Origin of the sequence: Kitasatospora sp. NPDC059571 (genome assembly GCF_042735675.1) — a bacterium.
In the GTDB taxonomy this organism is placed as follows: domain Bacteria; phylum Actinomycetota; class Actinomycetes; order Streptomycetales; family Streptomycetaceae; genus Kitasatospora.
Genome location: NZ_JBHWBW010000046.1, coordinates 8379 through 28325 on the forward strand (window position 1 = coordinate 8379; position 19947 = coordinate 28325).

Below are 19947 nucleotides of genomic sequence, written 5' to 3' on the forward strand. Positions count from 1 at the left end.
GACGAGGAGCCCGCGCCGGCCGCAGTCTGACTCACCGCGGTCCGACCCCCCGCCGCGGGGCCGCCGCGCGCGCCCCCCGCGCGCGCCCCGCGCGGGGGGCCGGGCGGGGGCCGGGGGGCGGACCGCGCGGGCGCGCCGCGCCGCCACGTCGCTGCTCGACGGCGACGGGCGCACCCTCGCCGAGGTCGACGTCGACACGGTCTCGGCCGACACGATCGGCCCCGGGGGCACGGCATCCCGAACCGTCGACTGGATCGAGACCGAGGTGGAGCTGGCCGACGCCGGAGCGGACCTGCTGGAGGCGGTCGGGGCGACACTGCGCGGGCACGGACTGCGGCCGTCCGTCCCCGGGACGAAGCTCGGCCGGGCCCTGCAGCAGAGGCTAGCGGAGCTCCCGGACCGGCCGCCTCGCGGTGTGCCGGCCGGGCCGAGGAAGGTCGGTACCGTCGGCGCCGCGCTCACCGCCTACCTCCGGGCCCAGGTCGCATCCCTGGAGTCGCTGGACGCCGCCGTCCGACTCGACGAACCGGACGCGGTGCACCGCATGCGGGTCACTGTCCGGCGCCTGCGCAGCGCGCTCGCCGTCCACCGGCGGATCCTCCGCAAGGGGTCCGTGGACCACGTGGAGGCCGAACTGCGCCGCCTGGGCAGGATCCTCGGACGTGCCCGGGACGCCGAGGTGCTGGGCGCGCGGCTCACGGCCCAGGCCGCCGGCCTGCCCGCCGCCGCGCGGCCGGGGACCGTCCGCCGTCTGCTGGAGGAGGTCTTCACGGACCGCTACGAGACCGGCCGGCAGGCCGCGGTGCGCGCGATGGAGCAGCCCCGCTACTTCGCCCTGCTGGGCGCCCTGGAGGCACTGGCCGCCGACCCGCCGCTGCGCGGCCGGGCGGAGCGGGGCCGCAAGGAGGCACGGCGCATGCTGGCCCGCCAGCAGAAGCGGACCGTCCGCCGTCTCGGGGCCGCCCTGGAACTGCCGCCGGGACCGGAGCGCGACAGCGCCCTGCACCGCGCGCGCAAGGCGGCCAAGAGGGCCCGCTACGCCGCGGAGAGCGCGGAGCCGCTGCTCGGCAGGCCCGCCCCCACGCTGGGCCGGCGCGCGAAGCGCATCCACAAGGCGCTCGGCGCCCATCAGGACGGCGTGGTGGCCGAACGGGCGATTCGCGAGCTCGCCGCGGACGCTCCCCCCGAGGTCGCCTTCGCACTGGGTATGCTGCACGGCCGTCAGCGGCAGGACGCGGACGCCCAGGTGAAGGCCGCCGCGAAGGCCGGCCGCCGTCTCGGCCTGTGACGGCCGGGCGTCCCCGCCCCGTGACGTCCCACTGCCCTCACGTCCCGCTGCCGTCACGCTCCGCTGCCGTCACGCGCCTTCCGGACGGTCGGTGTCCGAACGGAGACTGCGCCGGATGCAGGCGACGAGGTCGCGGGCGTCCACGGGCTTGGTGACGTGGTCGGTGGCGCCCGCGGCAAGGCTCTTCTCGCGGTCTCCGGGCATGGCCTTGGCGGTGACGGCGATGATCGGCAGGTCGGCGTGCTCGGGCATCGCGCGGATGGCGGCGGTCGCGGTGTAGCCGTCCATCTCGGGCATCATCACGTCCATGAGGACGAGGTCGACGCCGGGGTGCCGGGCCAGGGCCTCGATGCCCGCGCGGCCGTCCTCGGCCTGGAGGACGCGCATGCCGAGCAGTTCCAGGATGCCGGTGACGGCGTAGAGGTTCCGCTCGTCGTCGTCGATGACGAGGGCGGTGCGCCCGGCGAGGGCCTCGTCCGCGGGCCCGATGATCGCGGCGGCCGCCTCGCTGCGGACCAGCGGCACCACGTCGCCCGGAAGGTCGGCGCTCAGGTGGAGGGCAATGCGCTCGCGCAGTTCGTCCAGGCCGGAGAGCACCTCGACCGGGGGCGGCGGGAGGCGGCCGGCGAGGGCCTTCTCCCGGTCGCCGCCGGGGTGGCCGGGGCAGGCGAGGACCGGCACGGAGCGCAGGGCGGGATCACGTCCCATGGTGTCCAGGAGCGAGCGGGCACCGCGCTCGGGGAGGCCGAGGTCGAGCACGACGCACTGGAACGGCCGGTCGGCCAGGAGCAGGGCCGCCTCGGACGGGGTCGCGGCCGAGACGATCTCGACCGGCTCGCGCCGGCCTTCGGCGCCCGCCCGGTCGGGCAGTTCCGCGGCGGCACTCTCGGCGAGCGCGGACAGCAGGCTCTTCGGGGGGCCCTCCACGACGAGCAGGCGCTTGCGCGGCGCCGCCCGCGCGGGTCCGGCCGTCGCGGCGTAATCGGTGGCACCGGTGGCACCGGTGGCACCGATGGCGTCGGCGGGCCGCGGCTCGTCGACGTCCGGGTACTCGTCGGGGTGCTCGGCGGGCAGGTAGAGCGTGAAGGTGCTGCCCTGGCCGAGGCTGCTCTCGGCGGTGATCGCGCCGCCCAACAGGTAGGCGATCTCCCGGCTGATGGAGAGGCCGAGGCCGGTGCCGCCGTACCGCCGGCTGGTGGTGCCGTCGGCCTGCTGGAAGGCGCCGAACACACCGTTCAGGTGCTGCGGCGCGATGCCGATGCCGGTGTCGGTGACGTGGAAGGCGAGCACGGGCACGCCGTGCCGCGCGAGTCCGGGCACGGCGTCGTCCCGGGCCACCTCGATGAGCAGTTCGACGCTGCCCTGCTCGGTGAACTTGACCGCGTTGGAGAGCAGATTGCGCAGCACCTGGCGCAGCCGGTAGTCGTCGGTGACCACGGAGGACGGCACGTCGGGGGCGGTGGTGATCCGGAAGTCGAGGTTCTTCTGGGCGGTGAGCGGACGGAAGGTCGCCTCGACGTAGTCGAGGAGTGCGGCGAGTGGGATCCGTTCGGGGCTGACGTCCATCTTGCCCGCCTCGACCTTGGACAGGTCGAGGATGTCGTTGATGAGCTGGAGCAGGTCGGACCCGGCGGAGTGGATGATGCCGGCGTACTCGACCTGTTTGGCGGTCAGGTTGTGGGAGGGGTTCTGGGCGAGGAGCTGCGCCAGGATGAGCAGGCTGTTGAGGGGGGTGCGGAGCTCGTGGCTCATGTTGGCGAGGAACTCCGACTTGTAGCGGGAGGCGCGGGTCAACTGGTGTGCGCGGTCCTCGAGTTCTTGGCGGCCCTGCTCGATCTCGAGGTTCTTGGCCTCGATGTCCCGGTTCTGCGCGGCCAGCAGAGCCGCCTTGTCCTCCAGTTCGGCGTTGGAGGATTGCAACTCATCCTGTCGTGACTGGAGTTCGCGGGATCTGGTCTGGAGTTCGGCGGTCAGGCGCTGGGACTCTCCGAGGAGTTCGTCGGTGCGGGCGTTGGCGACGATGGTGCTGACGTTGACGCCGACGGTCTCCATCAGCTGGTCGAGGAAGGCGCGGTGGACGGCGGTGAAGCCGTGCACGGTGGCGAGTTCGATGACACCGAGGACCTGGTCCTCCACCACGACGGGCAGCACGACGAGTTCGACCGGATCGGCGGCGCCCAGGCCGGAGGAGACCGTGACGTAGTCGGCCGGGAGCCGGTCGACGGCAATGGCGCGCCGGCTGCGGGCGGCCTGGCCCACCAGGGACTCGCCGAGTCGGAAGCGGGTCGGGGTGCGGCCGGGCGGGTAGGCGTAGGAGCCGACGAGTTCGAGCACGGTGCCGGTCGAGGTCTCCTGTGACAGGTAGAAGGCGCCGTACTGGGCGTCGACCAGCGGCGTCAGCTCGTCCATGATCAGATCGGCGACCGCGGCCAGGTCGCGCCGGCCCTGCATGAGTCCGGAGATCCGGGCGAGGTTGGTCTTGAGCCAGTCCTGTTCCTCGTTGGCCCGGGTGGTCTCGCGGAGCGACTCGACCATGAAGTTGATGTTGTCCTTGAGGTCGGCGACCTCGCCGGAGGCGTCCATGGTGATGGATCGGGTGAGGTCGCCGGCGGTGACGGCACCGGTGACCTCGGCGATCGCGCGGACCTGGCGGGTGAGGTTGCCCGCCAGCTCGTTGACGTTCTCCGTCAGCCGCTTCCAGGTGCCGGACACGCCCTCGACCTCGGCCTGCCCGCCGAGTCGGCCCTCGCTGCCGACCTCGCGGGCGACCCGGGTGACCTCCGCGGCGAACGAGGACAGCTGGTCGACCATGGTGTTGATGGTGGTCTTGAGCTCCAGGATCTCGCCGCGGGCATCCACGTCGATCTTGCGGGTCAGGTCACCCCGGGCCACCGCCGTGGTGACCTGGGCGATGTTGCGGACCTGACTGGTCAGGTTGTGCGCCATGAAGTTGACGTTGTCGGTGAGGTCCTTCCACGTCCCGGCGACGTTCGGTACGCGGGCCTGGCCGCCGAGGGCGCCCTCGGTGCCGACCTCGCGGGCCACCCGCGTCACCTCGTCCGCGAACGCCGACAGGGTGTCGACCATCCTGTTGATCACGTCCGCGAGGGCGGCGACCTCGCCCTTCGCCTCGACGGTGATCTTCTGCGAGAGGTCGCCCCGGGCGACGGCGGTGGCGACCTGGGCGATCGAGCGGACCTGCCCGGTGAGGTTGGACGCCATCACGTTGACGTTGTCGGTCAGGTCCTTCCAGGTGCCGGAGACGCCGCGGACGGTGGCCTGGCCACCGAGGTTGCCCTCGGTGCCGACCTCGCGGGCCACCCGGGTCACCTCGTCGGCGAACGCCGACAGCTGGTCGACCATCGTGTTGATGGTCTCCTTCAGCTCCAGGATCTCGCCCCGGGCGTCCACCCGGATCTTCTGCGTGAGGTCGCCCTCGGCCACCGCGGTGGTGACCTCGGCAATGGCCCGGACCTGCGCGGTGAGGTTGTCGGCCATGACGTTGACGGACTCGGTGAGGTCGCGCCACGTGCCGGAGACGTCGCGTACGTCCGCCTGACCGCCGAGCCGCCCCTCGGTGCCCACCTCCCGGGCCACCCGGGTCACCTCGCCCGCGAAGGACGACAGCTGGTCGACCATCGTATTGATGGTCTCCTTCAGCTCCAGGATCTCGCCGCGCGCCGCCACGGTGATCTTCTGCGACAGGTCGCCCTCGGCGACCGCGGTCGCCACCTGCGCGATCGAGCGGACCTGCGCGGTGAGGTTGCCCGCCATGAAGTTCACCGAGTCGGTGAGGTCGCGCCAGGTGCCCGACACGCCCTTGACGTCGGCCTGGCCGCCCAGGATGCCCTCGGTGCCCACCTCACGGGCCACCCGGGTCACCTCGGAGGTGAACAGCGACAGCTGGTCGACCATGCCGTTGAACACGCCGGCGATCTCACCGAGCAGGCCGTCCGCCTCGGCGGGCAGCCGCGTCCCGAAATCGCCGTCCCGGACGGCCGTCAGACCGGCGAGCAGGCGCCGCAGCTCCGGCTCGCCGACCGACGCGGCGCCGTCGCGGCCCGCGCTCCCCCCGCTCGCTGCCGTCCGACCGTCTCTCGTCGCGCTCACGGTCATGTCCCGTCGTCGCGGCCGGGGCAGGGTGACCCGGCCCGGATGGTGCCGCACACGCACCGCGTTGCGGTGGCCGGCCGCCCGGTGATCGCACCGCTGGCGACGTTACCCCTGCCGCGGGCGGCACGCCCGGCACCGGCTCCTGAGACTCCCGTACCCGGGCGCGGCACCGCGGTACCTCCCGTTGCCGACCGGTCACCGGGGCCGCGCAGGGGCCGCGGCGGGAAGGCAGGGCCGGACCCGCGCGACAGGGCCTAGCCTGGTGACCGTGGACCAGCCACCCACCGGCCCCGAGGGCGTCGTGGACCTTGCAGCCACCGTCGCGCGGCTGGCGCACGAGATGGACGACCTGCGGCGGGAGTCGGCCGGGCGCCCGCTGCTGGCCGTTGCCGCGGGTGTGATCGCGGAGCGCCTCGGCTGCTCGCCCTCGGCCGCCGCGGCCCGGATCGCCGCCCTCGCCGAACAGGCCGGCTCCTCGCCGGCCGCCTTCGCCGCCGAGATCGTCGCCGCGGCCACCGCTCGGGACCGCGCCTCCACCGGCCGCCCCACGACGCCCGGCGCACCGCAGGCCGCCCGGGCGGACGCTCCCCTGCCCGGTCTCGACGCCCTGGCCCGGGCCGCGCTCGACCCCGCCGCCGTCGGGGACGCCTGCGCCGTCGCGATCTGGACGCGCGAACCGGGCGGCGCGCTCGCGCTGGCCGGGCAGGCCGGATTCCCGGCGAGCGACGTCCTGGGCTGGCGCCGCGTGCCACCGGGAATCGGCACTCCGGCCCGGCTGGCACTCGCGAGCGGGGCCGATGCCTGGCCGCCGGACGGTCCCGCCGCGCCGGCCGCGCCGACGATCGGCGGCACGGAGGCACCTGTGCGCCTGGTCCTGCCGATCCGGCGCGCCGGCGACACCATGGGCGCCGTCGAGATCGCCTGGCAGATCACCCCCGCCGACCTGCCGGCCAACTTCCGGGCCCGGATGCAGGCACTCGCCGAGATCTGCGCCCTCACGCTGGACCTCGGCGGCGAGGCCGGGCGGCAGCGGCCCACCACCGACCCGTCCGCGGACGACGCCACCGTGACCGCGCTGGACGGCGCCCTCGGCTCGGCGATGCTGCTGACCGCCGTCACCGATCCGAACGGCCGGGTCGCCGACTTCCGGATCGCCGCCCTCTCACCCGGCTACACCGACCCGGTCGGCCGGCCCGCGGCCCAGGTGACCGGCCGGACCTTCCTGGAGGCGTACCCCCTGGCCGGCGGCGGCCTGCTGGAGCGCCTGCGGCGCACCCATGCGACCGGCGAGCCGATCCGGGGCGAACGGCTGCACCTGGCCCTGCACGCGGGACAGCGGCCGCTCGTCGCCACCGTCCGGCTGAGCGCGGCCCGCACCGCGACCGGGCTGCTGGTCAGCTGGCAGCGCGAGGACGGCGACGACCGCGAGACCGCCCTCCTCCGCACCGCCCAGCGCCTCACCCGCATCGGCGGCTTCGAGGAGGACCTCGCCACCGGGACGGTCCACTGGACCGGCCGGCTGTTCGAGCTGTACGGCCTCTCCGTCGACGATGCGCCCGTACCGCTGTCCGACCTGGTCTCCCATGTCCACCCCGACGACCGGGAGGCGGTCCGCGACATGCTGCACGGCCTGCTGCGCCGCAGGACGTCCGTCTCCGCCGTCTGCCGTGTCCGCCGCCCCGACGGCGCCGTGCGCTACGCCCGCGTCGTCGCCGAACCCGTCCTCGACGCCAACGGGCGGCCCGTCGGCATCGTCGGCGCCTACCAGGACGTCTCGGCCCACCACCGGACGGAGGTCGCGCTCGCCGCCACCCGGGACCGGCTCGCCGACCGCGAACAGGTCGCCGCCGAGCAGGCACGGCTCGCACTCCGCCTCCAGCAGGCCATCCTGCCCACCGGGCCGCCGCCGCTCGACGCCGCCGACCTCACCGCGGCCGTCCGCTACCGCCCTGCCGCCCTGCAGGAGAAGGTCGGCGGGGACTGGTACGACGCCCTCCCGCTGGACGGCGGCCGGGCGCTGCTGGCCGTCGGCGACGTGGCCGGCCACGGCATCGAGGCAGCCACCAGCATGATCGTCCTGCGGAACGCCCTGCGCGGCCTCGCCATGACCGGCGCCGGACCGGCACGCCTGCTGGCCTGGCTCAACATGACGACGCTCCAGCTCCGCGAGCCGACCACGGCGACGGCGGTGTGCGCCGGCTGGGAGAGCACCAGGGGCGAACTCCGCTGGGCCCGCGCCGGCCATTTCCCGCCCGCCCTCCTCCGCCCCGCCGGGCCGCCCGAACTCCTCCCCCTCCCGTCGGGCCTCCTGCTCGGCGCCTCCGAGGACGCCGTGTACGAGGAGCACCGCCTGCACCCGGAGCCGGGCGCCGTCCTGCTGCTCTGCACCGACGGCCTGGTGGAACGCCGCGACCGCGACGTGACGGCCTCCCTGGAGGAACTGCTCCGCGCCGTCGGCCCGCCCGGCGAGGACCTGGAGGCGTACCTCGACCGGCTGCTCGCCCAGAGCCCGGCCGACACCGGCGACGACACCTGCCTGGTCGCCGTGCGGATGGGACGGTGAGCGGCGCAGGTCACCGCCGTGCCCACCGCCCGGGCCGCGGGGAGTGCGCCGGAGTCAGTGCAGGACGCTCACGGCGCGGGCGATGACCAGGAGCGAGGTCAGCAGGGCGGCGATGCTCTCGATGCTCATGAGCACCTTGGCGCGGGTCGACAGCGGCATGGTGTCGGTCGGACTGAAGGCCGTCGAGTTGGTCACCGACACGTAGAGGTAGTCCGTCAGCACCGGCACCCAGTCGCAGGAGCGGCTGGCGCCGTCGGCGACCTCGCTGACCGCATCGTCGTTCTCGTCCTGGGAGAACCGGAAGTCCGCCAGCGGCAGCTCCGCGCGGGGCGCCTGGGTCCGGACCACGGGCCCGCCCCGGTCGAGCTCCCAGAAGGCCAGCCCGAAGACGATGATGTTGGTCGCCCACACCTGGAGTGCGGCGAGCAGCAGCGCGCCGCCGTCCTTCACGCCACTGGAGACCAGGGCGTGGATCAGCAGGCCCAGGGCGGTGAGGTTGCTGGCCCCGACCAGGGCGACGAGCGCCAGCGACAGCAGCCGCGAGATGCGGGTCTGCCGGGTCAGCCGGCGCGGGTTGATCGCCACCAGCGGGATGAGCAGCAGTACCTCCAGGGCCGGCAGCACGAAGCGGGGCGCCACCAGGAGTTCCTCGGGCAGGGCGAGGTAGAGCAGGATCGCGACCAGCGTCGCGAGCACGGCCGGCAGTCTGGCCTCACCGCGCCGGCCGTGCCGAGGGTGGCGCGTCCCGGCATCGGTACGGGCTGCAGCCACCACGATCTCCGTCCTGTCGCACCACGGCACTCCGACGGCGCGTCTTCCCGCTCCGGACACGGCCACTCCCGTGCACGGCCGGCGACGGTGCCGGAGAGGTTCGCCGCGCGCCTGCGCGCCGCTGCCCGTAGCGTCGGAGAGCCCGTGCCAACGGCACCTGGGATCGGACGAGGGGAGATCGCGGATGCCTGCCGCAGCACTGTTCGACGTCGACGGGACACTGCTCGACACCAACTACCTGCACACCCTCGCGTGGTCCGAGGCGTTCGCGCAGTTCGGTCACGCGCCGGCGATGGCGCGCATCCACGGTGCGATCGGGATGGGCGCCGACCTGCTCCTCGGCCATCTGCTGGGCGAGGACCGGGACCGGGACGAGGACGAGGCGATCAGCCGGGCGCAGCAGGCGCTGTTCGCACGGTTCTGGCCCCGGCTGCGACCGTTCGACGGAGCGGCCGCGCTGCTGCGGGAACTGAAGCGGCGCGGGTGGACGATCGTCCTCGCGTCCTCGGCGTCCGCCCGGGACCTGGCGGTGATGCGCCGGGTGCTGGACGCCGACGACGCGATCGACGACGCGACCGGTGCCGACGACGTGGACGCGAGCAAGCCCGCGCCGGACCTGGTCCGTGCCGCCCTGGTGAAGGCGGGCGCCGCACCGGGCGAGGCGCTGTTCGTCGGTGACACCCTGTGGGACGTCCAGGCTGCGGGTACGGCGGGTGTGGCGTGCATCGCGGTGCTGTCCGGCGGCTTCGGCGAGCGGGCCCTGCGGGCGGCCGGAGCGCTGGAGGTGCACGCCGACGTCGGGCAGTTGCTCGCCGACCTCGACGGCAGCGCGCTGGCGGGCCCGGGCCGGCACCGGTCCGGCGGGACGGGCGCGGCCCGGCCGTGACCGACGGGCCGGAGAACGGCGCCGCCGATGCCGACTACACGGTGTCCGTCGAGTTCTACGACCTGCTGCAGGCCGAGAGCGACCGACGGCTCGCGCAGCGGCGCTTCGCCGGAGCCGCCGGTCGTGCCCGGCTCGCCGTGCTGGATGTCGGCGCGGGCACCGGCATCGTCACCGAGATGCTGCTCACCGCGGCCGCGGTGCCGATCCACGCGGTCGAGCCGTCGCCGGCGATGCGGACCGCGCTGCTGAGCCGGCTGTCGGGGCTCGGGGCCGCCCGGCAGGCCCGCGTCACCGTCCACCCGGAGCCCGTGCAGGAGGCCGGGTTGGCGGGGGTCGCGGATCTGGCCGTGGCCTCCAACGTCATCGCCTCCCTGGATCCGGCCGCCCGGCGGGCCACCTGGAGGGCGCTCGAAGCGGCCCTCGTCCCCGGCGGGCTGCTGCTGTTCGACCCCCCGCCCTCCCGCCTGCCGGCCGGCCCCGAGCACGACCGGCTCGGCCCGGTCCGGGTCGGCCCGGACCTCTACAGCGCAGACCTCGCCCGCGCCCCGCACCGCGGGGCCCTGCGCGCCACCTTCACCTACCGCGTGGAGCGGCACGGACGCACCGTGCGCGAGGAACGGGAGGCGTTCGACCTGTGGCCGGCGGACCCGTCGCAGCTGCGCTCCGAGCTCCGGGACGCCGGTCTGCAGCTGGTCCGGGCGCCGAGCGCGGACCTGATGGCGGCACGCAGACCGCTGCACGGCGCGGGCCCGTCCGGCCACCGGTGATCGTCGCCCACGCGGCCCGTCAGCGCGGGGCGGGCCGGACGAGTTCGCGGTGGGCGTCGAGGAACGACGCCCGATCCGGGCCGATCCGGCCCACGTACACCTCGTCGAACCCGGCCCGCGGGCAGGCCCGGACGGTGTCGATGTGCTCGCCCTCGTCGTCTCCCCAGGTGACGGCCTGGTCGACCGTGTCGCGGGTGACCGGTTCACAGGCCTGCCCGAAGTACGCCGGGGTGGGCAGGAGCCGGGCCGGCTCGCCGGGCAGGAGCTCGGTCGGCCACAGCCGGTGCGCGGTGCCGACGGCCCTGTCGCGGTTGCTGCTCCGGCAGACCTTCACGCCACCGACCACGGGCCGGCCGGCGCCCCCGCCCTCGCGGAACGCCGTGACGAGGTCCGCATCGGGCGTCATCGTCACGAAGCCGCGCCGCCCCGGATCCACGTCGGGCGGTCCGTGCCGACGCGCTGTCGACCGGGCCGGGCCCGCGGGGCGGGGGGAAGAGCCGCGTCCGCAGGCCCGGAGGCGACCGCCGACGGGCCGATGGCACGGATCCGTCCGACAGCCGCCCAACCGGGCGTGTGGACGATGGGGCGCCGGTCAAACACTGCCCGAGTGCCGCATCCGATCCGGTCCGGGCCCACGGCCGCGCATCGCCGCCGGGCGTCGGCGGGCCGCCGATCGGTCCCGGCCCAGATGGTGCGGGTGCACTCCCGCGGCCTAGTGGGCGGCCTCGGGGGTCAGGGCGGCCCGGTCGTAGACGCACACGAGGATCGCGCCGCTGTCGGCCGCGAGGGCGTCCAGCCGCAGCTCGTGCCGGGCCAGGACGTCGGGGCGGGTGTCGCCGGCGGGCAGCGCGGTGAGGTCGGCCAGGACCCGCAGGGTGCGGAAGCCCTCCCGATCGGCGCGCTCGGCGCCGCGGCTGACCTCGCCGAGAAGCGCGTCCCAGGTCGCGGGTGCGCGGCGTCCGCCGTCGGTGTCACCGAGCACCAGCACCATGTCGCCGAACAGCTCGCCGTCGGCGACGAACGCCCGCGCCGGACCGGCGACGTCGTCACCCGGCCCCACCATCCAGCAGACGTGGTCCCCTGCATCCACCGGATCGAGTGTCGCCACACCGTGCGCTGTCCTCACCGCAGCTCCTTCGCCCCCGCCCGTCCTGCCACCCTATCCCCCACCCGGCAGACGGCCGCGCGCCGCGCGGCGGCGCCCTGAGCAGGGCAGGTCTCGGTGAACGCTTCGGAGAGGCCGACGGGGCGGTCCCGGGCCGTGCAGAATTCCGCCGGCGGGGTACACGCACGCATGCCCGCGCCGCGTGTTCGCATCCGCCGGGAGTGCGGTGCGATCGGTGGGCCCGGGGCGGGGGCGAACACGCCCACGCACCCTACCGAGAGCAGTCGACCGTGAGCACCACCGACCTGACAGTCGACGTCACCGCGCCCCACGGCCGACCCGCCGTGGTCGCCGTCGCCGGAACGCTCGACCTCCGGACTGCGCCCGTTCTCTACCAGGACGCCACGGACCTCATCGACCGGCATCCGGTCCTCATCGTGGACCTCACCGATGTCACCTTCTGCGACTCCTCCGGCCTGAACGCCCTGCTGCGCCTGTACCGCCGCAGCCGGGAGGTCGCCGGCGAACTCATCCTGGCCGCCCCACCACCGCACGTCGCCCGGCTCCTCTCGCTCACCGGGTCCGATCGCCTCCTGCAGGTCTACGGAACCGTCGCCGAGGCCCGGGCCGCCGGGCCGGCCGCCGATCGCCCCGGTCCGGGCTGACCAGGCCCGCCCGCCGGATTCGCACCGCCGAGGACGAACCCGAACCCGACGACGACGGGTTCACGGGCCCCGCTCCACGGTTCACGGGCCCCGCTCGACGTCTCAGCCCTGCGATCCCCCGCCGGCCGGAGGCTCGGCGCCGGGAGCGCCCGGCTCGCGGACCGTGACGAGTGCGGACAGGCCGGAGATGGCGAGCAGCGGCCGAAGGATCGGGTTGGCGACGAGTTCGATCCGGTCGGCCCGGGCGAAGAGGATGCTCAGGGCCGCGCTGTCGAGGTACTCCACGGCGCCGAGGTCCACCACGAGGGGGACGGGTCCGGACGGCTCCCGGTCCAGTGCGGCGGCGAAGACCTCGGCGTTGCCCATGTCGATCTCTCCTTCGACGCGGACGACCGTCGACCCGTCAGCGCGCCGATGGGTCGTCAGGGTCAGTGAGGCGGGCATCAGCTGATCCTTGTGTACATGTCGACGGTGGTTCCGGTCGGGCCGGGGGTGACGTTGACCCGCTGCATCAGTGCGTTCATCAGCGAGAGTCCGCGCCCTCGCAGGGGGTCGGCGTCCCGGGCCGGCGGCCGCCAGCTGCCGGTGTCGGTGACGGTCAGCCGGAGTCCGTCGACGGTGGCGGAGGCCCGCAGGGTGACGGGTGCGCCGGGTGCGCCGCGGTGGCCGTGCTCCACGGCGTTCGCGCAGGCTTCGCCGGCCGCGATCAGGATGTTCAGTACGGCGTGCGGAGGCAGTCCGCACCGTTCGAGCCAGCTGCGCAGGGCACCCCGCACGGGGGCGAGGCGGGACGACTCCGCTGCGAAGGTGACGCTCAGCGGGCCCGGGTGGCGGTACAGCAGCAGCGCGACGTCGTCCTCGAAACCGCCGGGTGGAGCGAGCGCGGCCATCACGCCGGTCGCCACGTCGTCGAGCGCGGCGGCCCGCCCGCCGTGGACGGCCGCACCGGCCCGCTCGATGCCCCCGGTCAGGGGGCGGCGGCGCCGCTCGACCAATCCGTCGGTGTAGAGCAGCAGTGTGGCGCGTGGCGGCATCGTGCACCGCGCCTCGGGGCGGGCGCCGCCGGGTCTGACGGCCAGCGGGAAGGAGCGGCCCGACTCCAGCAGTTCGCTGGTCCCGTCGGCGTGGGCGAGGATGCCCGGGGGGTGGCCGGCGCTGGAGTAGACCAGGTCGCCACCGACGGGGTCGAGGACACCGCAGAACACCGTGGTGCAGAGCGCACCGGGCACGTCTGCGGCGAAGCGGTCCAGGGCTGAGAGCACCCGGCCGGGCGAGGAGTCCTGCAGCAGCAGCGCGCGGCAGGCGCTCCGCAGCTGCCCCATGACGGTGGCGGCCTGCAGGCCGCGTCCGACGCAGTCCCCGACCACGATGCCGATGCGGCCGTCGGGAAGCGCCACGGTGTCGTACCAGTCGCCGCCGACCTCCAGCGGGCGGGCGGCGGGCTCGTACCGGACGGCGAACCCCTCCGGCAGCCGGCCGGGTCCGAGGATCGCGCGCTGCAGCGCGATGGCGGTCTCGCGCTGCTGGTCGATCTGGTGGGCGCGGTGCAGTCCCTGGGCCAGGCGGCCGGCCAGCAGGGCGAGGAGCAGCCGGTCCTGCTCGTCGAAGGGGTGCGCGCCGCCCAGGTCCATACGCAGGACCAGGAGGCCGTGCGGGTGTTCGAGCGTGATGCCTGCGGCGGTGCCGTCGACGGCGGGCGTGAGCAGGGGGCGGTCGCGCTGCTCGGTGATGGCGTCCCGGGCCTCGGGGGCCAGCGTGTCCCAGTCCGTCGTCCCCGGGGTGGTGGCGGTGAGGGCCGGAGGGCCGTCCGGCGGGAAGACCGCGGCGAGGACCGCCGTGGCCTGCCAGGTGTCCCTCAGCTGGGCGAGTGCGGTGGCGAGGGACTCCGGCAGGCTGGTGGCCTCCGCGAGGCGCAGGCCGAGGCCGGCAAGGGCGCTCTCGCGCTGTTCGGCGCGGTGCTCGGCCGTGACGTCGCGGAGGGTGCCGACGGTCACCGGGCGACCGGTTTCCGGGTCCTCCGCCCGGTTGCACGCAGCCGCCAGCCACAGGCGTCGGCCGTCGCGGTGGGTGGCGGGCACCGTGAAGCTACCGCGGCCGGGCAGCCGGGCGAAGGCCGCCGCGGCCTGCTCGTGGGCCTCGGCGTCGGTCACCGGGTCGGGCCACCAGGGGTGCGGCCGGGTGTAGGGCAGGTGGTCGGGGCCGTAGCCGAGGATCCGGGTGAACGCGGCGTTGGTCTCGACGACGGCGCCCTCGTCGTCGCAGACGAAGAAGGCCTCCTGGAGGGAGTCGACCAGGGCGGTCCGCCAGCGGGCGTGGTGGCTGCGGAGCCTGGCCAGGGCCACCGTGGCCCGTACTCTGGCCAGCAGGTCGGCGGCGGCGAAGGGCTTCACGAGGTAGTCGTCGGCGCCCGCCTCCAGCCCCTCCACCGAGGACTCCTGGCCCGCCCGGGCCGACAGGAGCAGCACGGGAACGGCGGCGGTGCGAGGGTCCGCCCGGAGCGCGGCGACCAGCGAGAGTCCGTTCAGGCGGGGCATCATGACGTCGCTGACGAGCAGGTCGGGTGCGTCCGTCCGGGCGGCTTCGAGGGCGTCCCGGCCGTCGGCCACGGCCTTGGCGCGGTATCCGGCGCCCGTGAGCAGCCGGAGCAGGTAGTCGCGCATGTCGGCGTTGTCGTCGGCGACGAGGACCGTCGGCGCGGCCGCGCCCGGCGGCCGGCCGGGGCCGACGGGCGCCGGTCCGTCGGGGCCCGGCCCGTCCGGCCCCTCCCGTCGGCCGTTCGGGAGCCAGCGCAGGGCCTCCTGCACGTACGGCGCGGCGGTCGCTGCCGGGGCCGTGGTCCCGGTACCCCGGTTCAGCCCTTCGGCGGGCAGGTGGCCGGTGCCGAACGGGAGCCGAACGGTGAAGGCGGTGCCCTCGCCGACGGTGCTGCGCGCGGTGACGGTGCCGCCGTGCAGCCGGACGAGCTGCTGGACGAGGGCCAGGCCGATACCGCTGCCCTCGTCGGAGCGCGACCTGGTGTTCTCGACGCGGTGGAAGCGCTCGAACAGCCGGGGCATCTCGTGGCCGGGAACGCCGACGCCGGTGTCGGCCACGGTGAGGACGGCGCCCCCGTCCCGGGCGCGGACCGCCACCCGGATCGACCCCTCGAAGGTGAACTTCAGGGCGTTGCTCAGAAGGTTCAGGACGATCTTCTCCCACATGCCGCGGTCGACGTGCACCGGCTCGGCGAGCGGCCGGCAGTCCACCTCCAGGGCGAGACCGGCCCGTTCCACGGCGGAGCGGAAGACGGCGGCGAGTTCGGCGGTGGCGACGGCCAGGTCAACCGGCTCGTAGCGGGCCTCCATGCGGCCCGCCTCGATCCGGGAGAAGTCCAGCAGGGCGTTGACGAGCTTGCCCAGACGCAGGCCGTTGCGGTGGACGGCGTCGAGCTCCTCGCGCACCTGCTCGTCGGCGTCGGCGAGCCTGGTGCGCAGTTCTTCCAGCGGGCCCATGATCAGCGTCAGCGGGGTGCGGAACTCGTGGCTGACGTTGGAGAAGAATGCGGTCTTCGCCCGGTCGACGGCGGCCAGGTCCTCGGCCCGCTGCTGCTGGGCGGCGTAGCTGCGCACGCTGCCGATGCCGGCCGCGAGGTGGCCGGCGGCCAGTTCGACGAAGCCGCGGTAGCCCTCGTCCAGCGGCCGGTAGCGGTTGAGCGCGGCGACGAGGAACCCGTAGGGGCTGCCGCCCTGCTTCCTCAGCGGCACCACCAGTGCCTGCGCGGGCGGCCGCGCCCGGCCGGCGGAGGGCAGCGCGCCGAACGGGGGGCCGTCGAGCGCGACCACCCGGGGCTCCCCGCGGGCCAGCGCCGCCACGGGCCAGACCGGCTGCGGGTCGGTCGGGGTCAGGATCTCCACGGCGGCGGGATGGCCGGCCGCGATTCCGGTACGGCCGGCCAGCCGGGCGACGCCGTCCTCGGCGAACAGGTAGGTCAGGGTGAACGGGAGGTCGTGCGGGTTGCGGCCGAGCTGTTCACCCGCGAAGGCCAGCATCTGCCGCTCGGTCCGTACCACGCTCAGGTCGGAGCCCAGCTCGCGCAGGGTCGTCATCCGCCGCTCTCCGATGACCCGTTCGGTCTCCTCGCTGACCACGCACAGCATGCCGACGACACCGGCGTCGTCGTCCCTCAGCGGGCTGTAGGAGAACGTGTGGTAGGTCTCCTCCGGGTAGCCGGACCGTTCCAGGAACAGCAGCAGCGATTCGTCCCAGGTGGCCTCACCGGTGGTCAGCACCGCGTCGATCCGCGGACCGATGTCGTCCCAGATCTCCTCCCACACGTCGCCCGCCGGCCGGCCCAGGGCCCACGGGTACTTCCGGCCCAGAGTGGCCCGCCGGTAGGCGGCGTTGCAGAAGAACGTCAGTTGCGGCCCCCAGGCCATCCACATCGGGAAGCGCGACGCCAGCAGGATGTCCACCGCCGTGCGCAGGCTCTGCGGCCAGTCGGCAGGCGGTCCGAGCGGCGTGGCCGACCAGTCGACCCGTGCCAGGTCCCGGCCGACCTCGTCGTCCGCGGCGAAGACGCCCTGGCCGACCGCCGCGCTCCCGCGCCCGGCGCTGTCGGATCGATCCACGACCACCCTCTCCCTCACCCAGCCGCCTACCCCGTCGCGGCACGGATATGGCCCGCCGCAGCTCCCTGGTTCCGCGGGCCGTGCCCCCTCGTACGCGCGCGCCGCCGCACGTCGGCGGCCGCGCGGGCGAACGGACCGGGCATCACCATTTCGTAGGATATGTGAGCGTTCGGACCGGTGGGGTGCACACGATCGGGCAGACGTCGGAACACGACCGCGGTGTGGTGCGCCTGCGCGCACGGGTCGTCGTTCCGCACCGCGGACCGGCCGCGCCGTCCGGACGGCCGGGGCATTGAGGGCGTCCGTTCTCCACCGCCCCACGACCAAGGGAGCCCAGGTGACCGACCGCGTCCTCACCGTCGCCCTGCACCGCCGCGACGACCGAGCCTGGATCCTGGAGGTCTCCGGCGAGCTCGACCAGCACAACGCGTCGCAACTGCGCGCGGCCCTCGACGAGCTGCCGTTAACCGGCGGAGGCCTCCTGGTGGCGAACCTCGCCGGGCTGGCCTACTGCGACTCCACCGGCATCACCGTGCTGGTGAACGCCTACCAGCGGGCGGCGCGGACCGGCGCCGTGCTGATGCTGGCCGGCCTGCGGCCGGAACTGGCCCGGATCTTCGAGATCGCCGGCCTCCACCAGCTCTTCTCGTTTCAGCCCACCGTGGAGGCGGCCGTCCGGGCCGCGCAAGGCTGACCCGCACCCGGGCCCGGGCCGGCCGGCCCGGTGGACCTCACGGCATGCGTACCGCCAGGACGGCCACGTCGTCCTCGTTGTCGCCGGGCCGGACCCGGTCCAGGAGCAGGTCGCAGAAGGTGTCGAGCGGCCGGTGGGCCAGCGCGGCGGCGTGACGCCGCAGGAGGCTCATCCCCGGGTCGATCCCGTCGGCCGGGGATTCGATCAGCCCGTCCGTGTAGAGCAGGAGGGTCGAGTGCGTCGGCAGGACCGTCTCGGAACTCGTCCGGACGACGTCCACACCCGTGCCCAGCAGCAGGCCGCGACCGTCCTCCAGGAAGCGGGCCTGGCCGTCCCGGGTGACGAGGAGCGGCGGGGGGTGTCCCGCGTTGATCCACTCCAGCACCCAGGGACGACCGTCGTCCCGGTGCAGCCGACCCAGGACCAGGGTGGCCATGGTGGCGTCGGAGACGTGCAGCATGGCCCGGTCGAGGCGGCCCACGATGTCACCCGGAGGCTCCGCGTGCGACCACGCCAGCGCCCGCAGCATGTTGCGGAGCTGGGCCATCTCCGCGGCCGCGTCCAGGTCGTGTCCGGCGACATCGCCGATGACGAGCGCGGTGGTACCGTCCGGCAGCCCGAAGGCGTCGTACCAGTCGCCGCCGACCTGCGAGGCGTCGGGCGCGGGCTGGTAGCGGGCGGTCATCTGAAGGCCCGGCACGGCGGGCAGGTGGGGCAGCAGATGCCGTTGCATGGTCTCGGCGACCCGGCGCTGCCGCTGGTACAGGCGCGAGTTCGACAGGCCGAGCCCGGCCCGGCGGGCGATGTCCTCCAGCAGCGACAGGTCCTGGGCCCCGAATTCGGCCCCGACGTCGGTGCGGCCGATGGTGAGGGCCCCCAGGACCTCGCGGGGGCCGCGGATCGGTGCGATGGCGGCGTGGCTCATGCCGGTGGCGTCGAACAGCTCCCGTTGCACCACCGCGATGCCGGAGTCCGGGTCGCCCTGGTACACCCCCGGCCCGGCCACCGAGGCGGACATGCCGCGCAGCGCACGCGAGAGCGGGAGCTGCGAATGCGGGGACACCGCGGGCAGTGGCCCCTCGAGGGCGGTGTGCCGCACCAGGCTGCCGGCCTCGTGGTGCACCACCCGGGTGCGCCAGAGCTCGCCCTGCTCGTCGGCGAGATCGACGATGGCCCAGTCGGCCAGACGCGGGGCGACCAGTGCCACCAGCCGCTGGACGCACTCCCGCTCGTTGAGGGTCGAGGTCAGGGCCGACGTGGTCTCGGCGAGCAGCGCCAGACGCTCCAACTGCGAGAGCCCGCCCTCCCGGTACTCGCCGCGTCCGGCGGTGTCCTCGTGGAAGAGCACCGCCATCCCGGTGCTCCCCGGCGCCCACGTGAAAGGCGACGTCGTCCAGTCGACGCGCAGCAGGGTTCCGTCGCCGCGCAGGAAGCGTGCGGCGGTCCCCTGAATCGGCCGGTTCGACAACAGGGCGTGCATGAACGGGCACTGCGTACGCGGGATGGACGCCCCCTCCTCGGAGCGGTGCAGCAACTCGTGGTGGTCCTTGCCGACGACCTCGTCGGCGGGGAGGCCCAGCAGTTCCAGTGCCCGCGCGTTCACGTCCACGATGACGCCGCCCCGGTCGACCAGGTAGACACCGAGACCGGCAGCCTCCGACCAGGGACCCCGCATCCCTTCCGCAACCCCGGTCATCCGTCCTCCGGCCGTCAGGGCCACCGCGTCCTCCTTGTTCGACCCGTCCGTCGTCCCGAGCTTCTGCCCGGAATCGGCAACGGTATCCGCGGGCGCCGGCGGAGGATCGTCGCGGGAGGCCGCGGTCTCCCGAGGGCGCCGCGAAAAGCGGACGTTCGGGCCGGGGTCGGAGCCCTCAGGCGGCCGCGCCGTCCGGGTTCCCGTCCCCGGCAGCACCGCTCGGTGGTTCCGTGGCAATGACCCTCCACAGCCGCGCGGGCGGGCGCCGGGCACGCTCGTGGCGCGACAACTCGTGCAGGGCGAGCGTCAGCCGGCGCACGTCCTCCGCCATCATCTCCATCTGGGCGGCCGCGACCCGGCGGAGGTGGTCCCCCGGGTCGTGGCCCCGGCGGACCGGATGGTCCGGGTTGGTCCGGTGATTCATCGCTGCTCCTCGTTCGGTGGCCGGGTCGCGCCGAACGCCTTCACCGGTCCGCCCGCAGCAGGACGGCCGGATCGGCCGCTGACGCCGATCGGGTCAGCGCGCGCCCTCCTCGCCTGACGCGTTGCCGTCGCGGCGGTCCACCGCGTCCTCCTCGTCGTTCCTCTCCACCCGCTCGTTCTCGTCCTGACGGTTCTTCTGCTCGGCGACCGAGGTGCCCGCGCGAACGGTCGGCACCCGCTGCCCGCCCTTCTCGCCCTGCTTCTCCCCCTGTTGACCGGGTACGCCGCCGGCACCGCCCTGCGGGTATTGGTCCATGGTGCGCAGTCAGACACTCGTCGTATACGGGAGCCGTCCCACAGACAAGAGTG

Annotated in this window: 15 protein-coding genes; 6 read left to right on the top strand and 9 right to left on the bottom strand. The window is 74.6% G+C overall.

Features of this window, described 5'->3' with window-relative positions:
- Window positions 1-1288: CHAD domain-containing protein (locus ACFV0G_RS08365; protein WP_380543627.1), on the top strand; the 1288-nt coding region annotated here is incomplete at its 5' end.
- 69 nt (window positions 1289-1357) lie between these two features.
- Here the strand turns inward: ACFV0G_RS08365 and ACFV0G_RS08370 are convergent.
- Complete coding sequence (locus ACFV0G_RS08370; RefSeq protein ID WP_380543630.1) at window positions 1358-5404, bottom strand: HAMP domain-containing protein; 4047 nt, start codon at window positions 5402-5404, stop codon at window positions 1358-1360.
- A 265-nt stretch (window positions 5405-5669) separates the two neighbouring features.
- Between ACFV0G_RS08370 and ACFV0G_RS08375 the strand changes: the two genes are divergently transcribed.
- Entirely contained in the window at window positions 5670-7964 is a 2295-nt protein-coding gene (locus tag ACFV0G_RS08375) for a PP2C family protein-serine/threonine phosphatase (protein WP_380543633.1), read from the top strand.
- Between the two features lie 54 nt (window positions 7965-8018).
- Here ACFV0G_RS08375 and ACFV0G_RS08380 read toward each other — a convergent pair whose 3' ends face one another.
- Window positions 8019-8660, bottom strand: coding sequence for a hypothetical protein (locus ACFV0G_RS08380; RefSeq protein ID WP_380543636.1), 642 nt, complete (start codon window positions 8658-8660; stop codon window positions 8019-8021).
- 259 nt (window positions 8661-8919) lie between these two features.
- Here ACFV0G_RS08380 and ACFV0G_RS08385 point away from each other — a divergent pair, with 259 nt between their 5' ends.
- Together ACFV0G_RS08385 and ACFV0G_RS08390 are read left to right on the top strand one after the other, a co-directional pair.
- Window positions 8920-9621: an HAD family hydrolase gene (locus ACFV0G_RS08385; protein ID WP_380543639.1), complete on the top strand. Its 702-nt coding sequence runs from the start codon at window positions 8920-8922 to the stop codon at window positions 9619-9621.
- Window positions 9618-10388 (top strand): class I SAM-dependent methyltransferase, encoded by a 771-nt coding sequence (locus ACFV0G_RS08390; RefSeq protein WP_380543642.1) that lies wholly within the window; start codon window positions 9618-9620, stop codon window positions 10386-10388. The genes ACFV0G_RS08385 and ACFV0G_RS08390 overlap by 4 nt, the downstream gene beginning before the upstream one ends.
- 19 nt (window positions 10389-10407) lie before the next feature.
- On the opposite strand, the gene ACFV0G_RS08395 is transcribed toward ACFV0G_RS08390, so the two are convergent.
- Both ACFV0G_RS08395 and ACFV0G_RS08400 read right to left on the bottom strand, forming a co-directional pair.
- On the bottom strand, window positions 10408-10800 hold the full coding sequence (locus ACFV0G_RS08395; RefSeq protein WP_380543645.1) for a hypothetical protein: 393 nt from the start codon (window positions 10798-10800) through the stop codon (window positions 10408-10410).
- A 300-nt stretch (window positions 10801-11100) separates the two neighbouring features.
- A complete protein-coding gene (locus tag ACFV0G_RS08400) occupies window positions 11101-11478 on the bottom strand; it encodes an MEDS domain-containing protein (RefSeq protein WP_380543647.1) in 378 nt (125 codons plus the stop codon).
- Window positions 11479-11783: 305 nt separating this feature from the next.
- Here ACFV0G_RS08400 and ACFV0G_RS08405 point away from each other — a divergent pair, with 305 nt between their 5' ends.
- Window positions 11784-12158, top strand: a complete 375-nt coding sequence (locus ACFV0G_RS08405) for an STAS domain-containing protein (RefSeq protein ID WP_380543650.1) — start codon at window positions 11784-11786, stop codon at window positions 12156-12158.
- A gap of 102 nt (window positions 12159-12260) precedes the next feature.
- On the opposite strand, the gene ACFV0G_RS08410 is transcribed toward ACFV0G_RS08405, so the two are convergent.
- Window positions 12261-12602: an STAS domain-containing protein gene (locus ACFV0G_RS08410; protein ID WP_380543653.1), complete on the bottom strand. Its 342-nt coding sequence runs from the start codon at window positions 12600-12602 to the stop codon at window positions 12261-12263.
- A complete protein-coding gene (locus tag ACFV0G_RS08415; RefSeq protein ID WP_380543656.1) occupies window positions 12602-16765 on the bottom strand; it encodes a SpoIIE family protein phosphatase in 4164 nt (1387 codons plus the stop codon). The genes ACFV0G_RS08410 and ACFV0G_RS08415 overlap by 1 nt, the downstream gene beginning before the upstream one ends.
- A 337-nt stretch (window positions 16766-17102) precedes the next feature.
- Between ACFV0G_RS08415 and ACFV0G_RS08420 the strand changes: the two genes are divergently transcribed.
- A complete protein-coding gene (locus ACFV0G_RS08420; RefSeq protein WP_380543659.1) occupies window positions 17103-17459 on the top strand; it encodes an STAS domain-containing protein in 357 nt (118 codons plus the stop codon).
- A gap of 37 nt (window positions 17460-17496) precedes the next feature.
- Here the strand turns inward: ACFV0G_RS08420 and ACFV0G_RS08425 are convergent, their stop codons facing one another.
- The 3 genes from ACFV0G_RS08425 to ACFV0G_RS08435 all read right to left on the bottom strand — a co-directional run bounded on the left by ACFV0G_RS08425 (window position 17497) and on the right by ACFV0G_RS08435 (window position 19894).
- Window positions 17497-19155 (bottom strand): SpoIIE family protein phosphatase, encoded by a 1659-nt coding sequence (locus tag ACFV0G_RS08425; RefSeq protein WP_380543662.1) that lies wholly within the window; start codon window positions 19153-19155, stop codon window positions 17497-17499.
- A 175-nt stretch (window positions 19156-19330) separates the two neighbouring features.
- The gene (locus ACFV0G_RS08430; protein WP_380543665.1) at window positions 19331-19579 is read right to left on the bottom strand and encodes a hypothetical protein; all 249 of its coding nucleotides are present in this window, start codon (window positions 19577-19579) and stop codon (window positions 19331-19333) included.
- Between the two features lie 93 nt (window positions 19580-19672).
- Window positions 19673-19894 carry a hypothetical protein gene (locus ACFV0G_RS08435; protein ID WP_380543668.1) on the bottom strand — a complete coding sequence of 74 codons (222 nt, stop codon included), beginning with the start codon at window positions 19892-19894 and terminating at the stop codon, window positions 19673-19675.
- Between the last annotated feature and the right edge of the window lie 53 nt (window positions 19895-19947).